The sequence below is a fragment of the Paenibacillus sp. N119s genome, from assembly GCF_059447605.1.
Genome location: NZ_JCAJRU010000215.1, coordinates 1 through 8,667, shown reverse-complemented (window position 1 = coordinate 8,667; position 8,667 = coordinate 1). Strand labels below are relative to the sequence as shown.

Here is an 8,667-nt window from a genome sequence, read left to right as displayed (position 1 = left end):
AGCAAAAAAGCGACCCCTCTTGTTACAAGGGACCGCTTCATAACTAGGTTGATTTGAAATTTAAGAGCATAAGCTTCAGGCAAACTGAAAGAATATCTTACAGCGTATTTCCCTTATCAGCTTTATTATCCCATTTCATCTGCCACTGCTGCATTTTGGCCCGTCGCACACGCTCCAGCGTTTTGCGTTTTTCCTCATCCACACCCAGCAAAAAATGCAGGTTCGCTCCGATGACAAGTAACGCAAAAAGTACCCAGACCACCCCAAAGCCGTTGACCCAGTTCAATCCACCTGCCAGCGAGATGCGCGGTAATGCGACCAAAACCATAGCCAATGCAATCAGTGTGTACAAACCGTGTTTCCATTTCTTAAAAGAACCCAATCGTATCCCTTCCTCTCCCTGTGACTCTATGTATCTAGTCTATGAGAGGACAGGAAGGAATATGAGACAAACTTACATAGACGAACCGTACAAATGTTGAAGACTGTCTGCAATAATCTTATTCACGTCCTCAATAATTACACTCAGGCGGCGTTCAGCGTCAAACAGACGACGGATGTTAAGGTTCAAGCTAAGTACCTCGAACATTTTTTCCATCTTTTCCATCTCTTCCTGTGCCGGCATATCGCCGCTCATCATCCGCTGTTGTACTTCCATTTGGCGTTCACGGAAATCGTCGAGCATTTTCTTGGCTTCCGGATCCGTTTCAATCAGCTTCATTGCTGACGTAATTTCCTCTACCTCTTTGCTTTCCTTCAATGCTTTCGCTAAATCATGGGCTTTGTCATAGATATTCATGATTGTTCATTCCTCCATTACAAGTTTTGTGTCAACATTTCACATTGTCCGTCAATCACCAAGGTATATATGTCCTCATATGATGAATCAGTGCTATTACAGCCCATTCACGTTTCCCGTTACTTTCAAGACATCAAGTTGCTGCCCGGAAGGAGATCCACGATGTCCATCAAAAAAACAACGATTCAAATCATCGGATCGGGCATCTTGCAGGATGACGTACTCATGGTCGGCGAGTCCCTGCTTCGCAAATGGAAGATATCCGCAGGCCACCCCGTTCAGCTCGCCTTCGGTTCGTTCCGCCAAGAGGTTACCGTCATATCGGTACCCCGATACAGCGGTCTACGCGTGGGAAGCGTGCTGGCCCGAAAAATGGGGCTTCATGCCAATCATGCCAGTTGTGATCTGCGAGTAACCTACAACCGAGGCCGCCGGACACTTCGAGTGGGCCCACTTATTAGCGTGCTGGTTAGTCGGGACTATCCCGAACAGCCCGACAAGCCTTTCGGGTCGATCACCCTGTTCTGCCGTGAACTAGTCGGGGAATGCCGCAGACAAGGAGCATATGTGTATTTCTTCACCCCGGAGCATATCGGAAGTCAGCCCGGGCGAGTTCAGGGATGGGTATATGACGGTGACTGGAAAAAGACGGTCATGCCTGCTGGCGATGTCGTCAATAACCGGCTCACCTCCCGTAAACTCGAGAACAGAACTAGCGTACAGCATTTCATGAAAGAAGTAAAATCGCAGTACGGCACGGCCATTTTTAATGAAAAGTTTTTGGATAAAAACGAAGTGTTTGATGCGCTCAAATCTAATTCTTCCCTGCGAAAGTATTTACCCGAGTCTCACTTGCTGCAAACCCTTGCTGTTTTTAAAAAAATGTGCAACCAGTATCCCTCTGTTTTTGTCAAACCCGTGCGCGGAAGCCTTGGTAAAGGCATTATGCGCATTAACAAGCAAACCGACGGTACCTTTACGGTGCTATCCACAACAGCGGGCACTCCCCGTAAGCAAACATACGCCAACGTCGACAAACTGTACAAAAGCTTGGCGGTGAAAATGAAATCAACACGTTTTCAGCTGCAGCAAGGTCTTACCTTGATTGATCACGGTAAGCGTCCGGTCGATTTTCGCGCGCTTGTACAAAAAAACGCGTCTGGAAACTGGACCGTAACCTCCATTGTCGCTCGGATCGCCGGAGGCAGCCACTTTGTATCCAATCTGGCAAGAGGTGGTACGCTCAGTACAGTCAAAGAAGCACTGGCCAAAACCACGCTGCCCGCAGCTGTTAAATCGAGTGGTCTTACCTCTCTCAAAACAGCAGCACTGGAGATCGCAAGCGGAGTAGAAAAAGCGATTCCCGCCCATTTCGCGGAATTTGGTATTGATTTGGCGATTGATAGCACGGGGCGTATCTGGTTGCTGGAGGTCAATTCCAAACCATCCAAAAATGACAATACGCCATTGAACGATCAGAAAACCCGTCCGTCCGTAAAAAAAATGATTGAATATTGCCGTTATTCAGCCGGATTCAAATGAATTTATCTTTTCCAGAGTCCAGCTGCCAAAGGAGCTGTTGTCGGTGTCCCTTGTTATGCCAGGCATGCTCGGCGTGCTTGTTAGCCGAAAGCAGGACGCTATTCCCCCTATTACAGAAGCTGATTACTGCCGCAGGCTAAGTTTGTTGGGCAGGCGCTCTGGTATTAGCGTAATGGCGTTTACCGCCGAAGGAGTTTCACCTGAAGATCAATCGATACAGGGTTATGTTTATCGTGCTGGAGTATGGACATTCGGCCGCTTTCCCTTGCCGGATATTGTTTATAACCGCTGTCTCCATGTCCATGAGAGCCTGAATGTCAAGCGCACACTGGAAGACATGGCGGAGCGAAAATCGCGCAAGCTCATCTACTGGTCGCGTAACTTGCCTGGCAAATGGCAGGTATATCGTGCTCTGCATACGGTAGATAAAGTGCGGCCCTTTGTACCGCCTACGGCCCCATACCGGGATACGACCCAGCTTGTGGAGTGGCTGCAACGCCATTCGGAGCTATTTATGAAACCACAGTCTGGAACCCATGGCAAGGCCACGCTGTATCTCCGACTGACGGAAGGTGGCCAAGGACTGTACGTACAAGGCAGGAACTCTCAAAACCGCCCGTTCCGTCGCTTGTTTTCTGAATTAGATGCAGGATTGTCATGGATCGACGGTATTGCACACAAACGCGCCTATATCGTGCAGCCTTATTTGAAATTAACAAGCCAAAGCAATCATCCCTTTGATGTTCGTGCACTCATGCAAAAGGACGGCAACGGTTGTTGGCGCCTGACGGGCTTTGCCGTGAGAGAAGGCAGAAAAGGAACTCTGACTTCCAATCTGCACGGTGGGGGGGAAGCCCATCCGGCAGAGCCATACCTTCGTGAACAATTTGGCGTGGACAGCACCCGTCGCATCATCGAGCAGATGATGGAGCTGTCCTTGACCATTACCGGAGCGTTGGAGAGACGCTATGGCCGCCTTGGCGAGTTGGGAATCGATTATGGTATTGATCAGAGCGGGAATATCTGGCTGTTGGAGGTTAATTCCCGTCCTGGTCGAGCCTCCTTTTTTCAGACTCGTCAGCCAAAGTCCGCTTTTCGGTCGGTCAACCGCCCGCTCGAATATGCTCGATATTTAATGACCCATTCCAAAGCGACAGGGCCAAAGGGCGCGGGCGCCTCCCTTGAACATACGGTATAGGAGGATAAACAGATGAGTTTAACGCATTGCAATGTGCATTTCTCACAGCAGCCCGACAAGGTGGCGTATATATCCACTGCCTTGTTGAAAAGCCTTAAGTTATCCGGAGCCAAGTCCATTCGTCTGCGCCTTGGCAAGGATCAGATTCCCGCAACCGTAAAACCCATTCAGAAAGCGGGACGCCATCTATACTTGACCTCCGGCTTACGCAATGCAATCCGTGTTCCCAAAAGCGGGGCTATCTATTTGCGGAATCAGGATGGAGATGTGCAGCTTGGACCATTGATTGGAGTACTATCTGATGCTACTAACTCTACCACCCGTCCTTTCGGATCACGCACAGGTTTTATTAAGCAACTGCTGAAGGAAGGCAGCAAAAAATCTTATATTTTTGCCTTTACTCCAAGGGATATCAACTGGCAAACGGATACGATTAACGGTTATTTTTTGTCATCCAGCGGGGAGTTTACACGTAAAATCGTACCTCTGCCGGACGTGATCTACAATCGTTTGCCAAGCCGTCGCTCTGATTTTTCCCCAGCGATCAATCAATTACGCGAACGCTTTTCACGCAAGCGAATTCCTTTCTTTAACTGGAGTTTTTTCAATAAATCCGATATCTATCATCTGTTGGAAAATAATCCAGAGGTTAACCGCTATGTCCCTGAATCCTATATGAATCCTAGCTCTGAACGTATCCGAGGTATGCTGGAGCGGCATCAATTTGCTTATTACAAGCCAAGCAGCGGCAGTCTCGGTAAAGGAATCTATCGCCTGTCGTATGTCCCCAAGCAAGGATATTTTGTAAGGTACCGGAAGAAAAATAGCAATGTATTGCTGCGATTCACCTCTTTTAATTCCATGCTGCGGATGCTCCACTCTAATAAGGGGCAGACACTAAAGGGTTACGTCATTCAGCAGGGCATTCAGCTGATCGAAATTGATAATTGCCCAATTGACTTCCGGTTCCATATGCATAAAGACGGCAATAACCAATGGGTCGTCGTTGGCATTGGAGCCAAAAAAGCCGGACGTGGAAGTGTCACAACCCATATCAAAAACGGCGGTTCCCTTATGACACCCGAGCAAGCGCTCGGTCGTGTATTCGGTGACCGGGCGGGTGAAGTGCTTCAACGTGCCAAGAATGTAGCAGTTACGCTAGCAGAAGCAATAGAATACCATCACCAGCATCTACTGGGTGAAATCGGATTTGACCTGGGCATCGATCAGGATGAAAAGGTATGGATGTTTGAAGCCAATTCTAAACCAGGTCGATCCATTTTTCAGCATCCTTCGTTGCGTGCGGAAGGTAAAGCATCCGTGGAGCATATTTTGGACCACTGTCTTTACCTCAGTAAATTCCGCAGAAAAGAGGAAATATGAATACCCAGGTGGAGCAAAAACCAGTCGTTGCCGTATTGACAGTGCACGACGAGGTACAACTTTTCAAGGGGAATCAGCGAAACTTCAGGGATATTCTGGAAACCGGAACACGCATGGGGTATCAGGTGTACATTGTTACTGTCAGGGACTTGAAGCTGACCGATGAAACGGTGAAGGGCTACATCTATAACAAAAACTCACAGACGTGGGAGGAACAAAGTTTTCCAACCCCACAGGTCATTTACAATCGTATCCCCAATCGTAACTATGAGCTTAAAACCTCTGTGCGCGCAAAGTTGGATGAAATTTCGCACGCCCCAGGCGTTGAACTGTACAATCCAGGCTTTTTTAACAAGTGGGAGCTGTTCAAATGGCTCCGTACCTCGGAATCCACGCGTCAACTTGTTCCGATCACCAAGCGATTAAGCGATCTGTCTTCCTTAGGAAAAATGCTGTCTGCGTATCCATACCTGTATCTCAAGCCAGAAAACGGCAAAGCAGGAAAAGGGATTATGATTCTCAGATTCAGCCCAGAGCATCTGATGGCATATAGTTTGACCATTCAACATGACAAAAAAAGCATCACCTACCGATCTGTATCGTTGTCTCGGCTATGGGGACGTATTCGCCGGGAGGCAGGCAAATCGCCCTATATCATTCAACAGGGGATTGATCTGGCTACCTATCAGAAAAAACCGTTCGATTTGCGCATTCTGGTGCAAAAAAATGCCCGTGGCGCATGGAGCATTACCGGAGTCGGTGCAAGATTAGCGGGTAAGGGAAGTATTACAACACATGTTCCGCGTGGGGGAAGTGTAGAGGACCCGTTCAAGCTTCTATCCTCACTCTTTGGACCTGAGGAAAGCACAGATTTGCTGAATAAGGTTAAAAGTACAGCCATTCTGATTGCACGTCAAATTGAACGCGCATCCGGTCTTTCTCATGGTGAAATGTCCATGGATCTGGGTGTGGATACACTCGGAACCCTCTGGTTTTTTGAAGCCAATGCCAAACCGATGAAATTCGACGAGCCGGATATCCGCCAAAAATCACTTAGACGTATTTTTCAGTACAGCTCCTTTTTGGCCGAGCGAATGAATTAATACCAAGGAAGTGGAATCATGCCGCAAATTAGCAATGTTCAACATTTGCCTACCCGCAGTTGGGTACTGAGACGACGACAGTTGCTGTTTCTGGCTCGCAGTTCAGGCGGCATGCGCATTACTCGTAATGCTCTGCGGCAGTTGGCTGTTTTAACGCCAGAGCAATTGAACGCTCCTGGCTCCTCTCTCCTGTGCGCATATGTGCGCACGGAGAAGGGGCTGCGGATTGCCGGATTTTCCCTCGCTCTGAATTATGGGAAGGATGCCTGCATCGTGATTGTTCGTCCGCTTTACCGGGGCCGCAGACTGGGCGCTAGACTGCTGTCCGCCCAGCTCCAACAGCTGCGCCGTCTGACGTGCAGCGTAGCCACCGACAATATGGCCAGTCTCAAAACCTGTTTCCGTGCTGGACTTATTGCACATGAAATGACGACTGGACCGACAGGGAAGCCCACGCTGATATTTTGTGGGGAATTATCCGAAGATGAGCAGACGGCAGAGGAAGGTGGAATGCTGTGCCAAAACCTGTCCTAGGCATCATGACTTTGTATTTGAACAGTAAGAAGCAACTGGAGGAACGCGATATATATGAACGCATGATTGCAGAAGGGAAAAGGCTGGGACTGGATATGTATGTATTCACTCCTGCGGATGTCCATAAGGATCGCAGACTGCTCCTTGCCCAAATTTATGATCCGCACAGTGGTAAATGGACTCGTAAATGGCGACAATTTCCCGATATGATTTTTGACCGCTGCCGGGTGCAGCGCAGCGAGCGGTATCGCCAATTAAAGAAATTTCGCTTGCAGTATACAGACCTTGTGTATCTAAACCGACCGCTGAGCAACAAATGGGCCATTCATCAGCAGCTTGCGAGAAAGGCTGCCTTTCGCCCCCATCTGCCTGCAACAGAGCTGTTCGACGGATTTCATAGTGTAAAGCGAATGCTCAAACAGAATTCACTAGTATACCTCAAGCCAATTAATGGTACGGGTGGTCGCGGCATTTTACGTATTGAACCTGTTAACAAGCAAAGCGGCCTGTATCTGATTGAAGGGCGCAATCACAAGCGCCATATTATTCCCCAGCAGCGGGTACGTCTGGATCGTCTGGAGCCGCGTCTGAGCAGCTGGAACATGGATAACTACATTGTTCAGGAAGGCATTCCTGTGCAGTTGCCGAATGGCAGGGTCCATGATTACCGTATGCTGGTACAGAAAAATAGCCAAGGCGTATGGGAGCTAACGGGATGTGCCGGGCGGATCGGAGCACATCGGAGTGTCACTTCCAACCTGCATGGTGGAGGCAAGGCCGTACCGATGAAGGAATTGCTAACGCAATGGATTCGGGATGAAGACCAGAGAGAGAACATCATTAAGCAAGGGGAAAAGCTCGGACTGGACATCGCTGCATATCTGGAAGAAAGCTATGGGGCATTATGTGAGCTTGCGCTCGATTTGGCAATCAATAAGGACGGTCATATCTACGTGCTTGAGGTCAATCCGAAGCCGGCCCGCGAAGTATTTTCACGCATTGGCGAAAAAGAAACCTATCGTCGTGCCATCACCCGGCCCATGGAGTATGCCTTGTGGGTCTACCATACTCAGATTAATCCCAAGCCGCAGGCAGAACAAAAAACAGAAGATCAAACAGAGGATAAGACTGAGAGTAAAGCAAAGGAAGGCTCCGCGTAAGTGGTGCCTTCCTTTGCTTTGTCATCCGCCCGACATCGTCTGCATATATTCATTTATATGGTGCATCAAAGCTATTTATAACCCTAATCTGTGTTTTCACAGTTACTCGGCGTTTTTATAAAGCGTAAGCAGCTGCGTAAAGTCCGTAATAATCGCATCGGACCCTTCCAGCTCATCATTCACACCAAATCCAGCATAAGCGCAGCCAATCACCGTCTGCCCGTTCTTTTTGCCAGCTTCCACGTCTGAGGAACGATCTCCCACCATCCATACATTCGAAATATCGTGCTTGCTTAACAGAATTTCTAGCAAATTCACCTTGGAAAGCGTGCTGTATTCCCCAGCGCTGTACAGGCCTTCAAAAATAGGAACCATTTCATACGCAGCAGCGATCCCCTTTACATAATCCTCCAGCCCGTTACTAGCTACGAATAAACGGACGCCTTGCTCATGAAGTGCCTGGAGTGTTTCTTTTACATGTGGATACAGGGCATGACTTCCATTCTTCAACCCCTCCAGCTCCAGCTGAAGCAACAACTCGTCCGCTCTTCTATGAGCTGCTTCACTGGCTTCCGGCATTACCCTTCTCCAGATTTCATCCAGCAGCATACCCAAACTATTCAAAATAAGCTCCTCGGGAGGAGTCTCTCCTTCATAAAGTCCTTCGGCGCGCAGCGTATCAAACAGCTTGTGGTACGCAGGAAGCAGCAGCGTCTCCGTCTGAAAAAGTGTTCCGTCCATATCAAATACCATAGCCTCAGGTTTCTTCAACACAGGTGCATTGTTCATGTAGTTATCAGTCATTCCTTTCCTATGTAAGTTTACACTCCGACCCCTCTCATGATAAGCAATAAGAGAGGCCCGTGTAAACCTCATTGCGCATACCATTAACTCTTATATTTTTTTAGAACAGTCCTAAAACAATGTAAGCCGCCCCACATATCTGTG

At 48.5% G+C, this 8,667-nt stretch carries 9 protein-coding genes; 6 read left to right on the top strand and 3 right to left on the bottom strand.

The genetic code is table 11. The annotated features are described in order from the left end of the window. Positions 1-97: 97 nt before the first annotated feature. Together AC5V8P_RS20300 and AC5V8P_RS20295 are read right to left on the bottom strand one after the other, a co-directional pair. Positions 98-382 (bottom strand): hypothetical protein, encoded by a 285-nt coding sequence (locus tag AC5V8P_RS20300; RefSeq protein ID WP_064796231.1) that lies wholly within the window; start codon positions 380-382, stop codon positions 98-100. Between the two features lie 72 nt (positions 383-454). Then, positions 455-799 (bottom strand): YlbF/YmcA family competence regulator, encoded by a 345-nt coding sequence (locus AC5V8P_RS20295; protein ID WP_064796232.1) that lies wholly within the window; start codon positions 797-799, stop codon positions 455-457. A 162-nt stretch (positions 800-961) separates the two neighbouring features. Between AC5V8P_RS20295 and AC5V8P_RS20290 the strand changes: the two genes are divergently transcribed. Genes AC5V8P_RS20290 through AC5V8P_RS20265 form a run of 6 tightly spaced genes read left to right on the top strand, consistent with a single transcriptional unit; the run spans position 962 to position 7,719 of the window. Further along, entirely contained in the window at positions 962-2,341 is a 1,380-nt protein-coding gene (locus tag AC5V8P_RS20290; RefSeq protein WP_064796233.1) for a YheC/YheD family endospore coat-associated protein, read from the top strand. Positions 2,342-2,384: 43 nt separating this feature from the next. After that, complete coding sequence (locus AC5V8P_RS20285; protein ID WP_064796234.1) at positions 2,385-3,539, top strand: YheC/YheD family endospore coat-associated protein; 1,155 nt, start codon at positions 2,385-2,387, stop codon at positions 3,537-3,539. Between the two features lie 12 nt (positions 3,540-3,551). Then, a complete protein-coding gene (locus tag AC5V8P_RS20280) occupies positions 3,552-4,922 on the top strand; it encodes a YheC/YheD family endospore coat-associated protein (RefSeq protein ID WP_063213130.1) in 1,371 nt (456 codons plus the stop codon). After that, positions 4,919-6,025 carry a YheC/YheD family endospore coat-associated protein gene (locus AC5V8P_RS20275; protein WP_063213131.1) on the top strand — a complete coding sequence of 369 codons (1,107 nt, stop codon included), beginning with the start codon at positions 4,919-4,921 and terminating at the stop codon, positions 6,023-6,025. The genes AC5V8P_RS20280 and AC5V8P_RS20275 overlap by 4 nt, the downstream gene beginning before the upstream one ends. A gap of 18 nt (positions 6,026-6,043) precedes the next feature. After that, on the top strand, positions 6,044-6,559 hold the full coding sequence (locus tag AC5V8P_RS20270) for a GNAT family protein (RefSeq protein ID WP_063213132.1): 516 nt from the start codon (positions 6,044-6,046) through the stop codon (positions 6,557-6,559). Continuing rightward, on the top strand, positions 6,541-7,719 hold the full coding sequence (locus AC5V8P_RS20265; RefSeq protein ID WP_064796235.1) for a YheC/YheD family endospore coat-associated protein: 1,179 nt from the start codon (positions 6,541-6,543) through the stop codon (positions 7,717-7,719). Before AC5V8P_RS20270 ends, AC5V8P_RS20265 begins: the two co-directional genes overlap by 19 nt. A gap of 102 nt (positions 7,720-7,821) precedes the next feature. Here the strand turns inward: AC5V8P_RS20265 and AC5V8P_RS20260 are convergent, their stop codons facing one another. Next, on the bottom strand, positions 7,822-8,523 hold the full coding sequence (locus AC5V8P_RS20260) for an HAD family hydrolase (protein WP_016819605.1): 702 nt from the start codon (positions 8,521-8,523) through the stop codon (positions 7,822-7,824). Positions 8,524-8,667 lie beyond the last annotated feature (144 nt).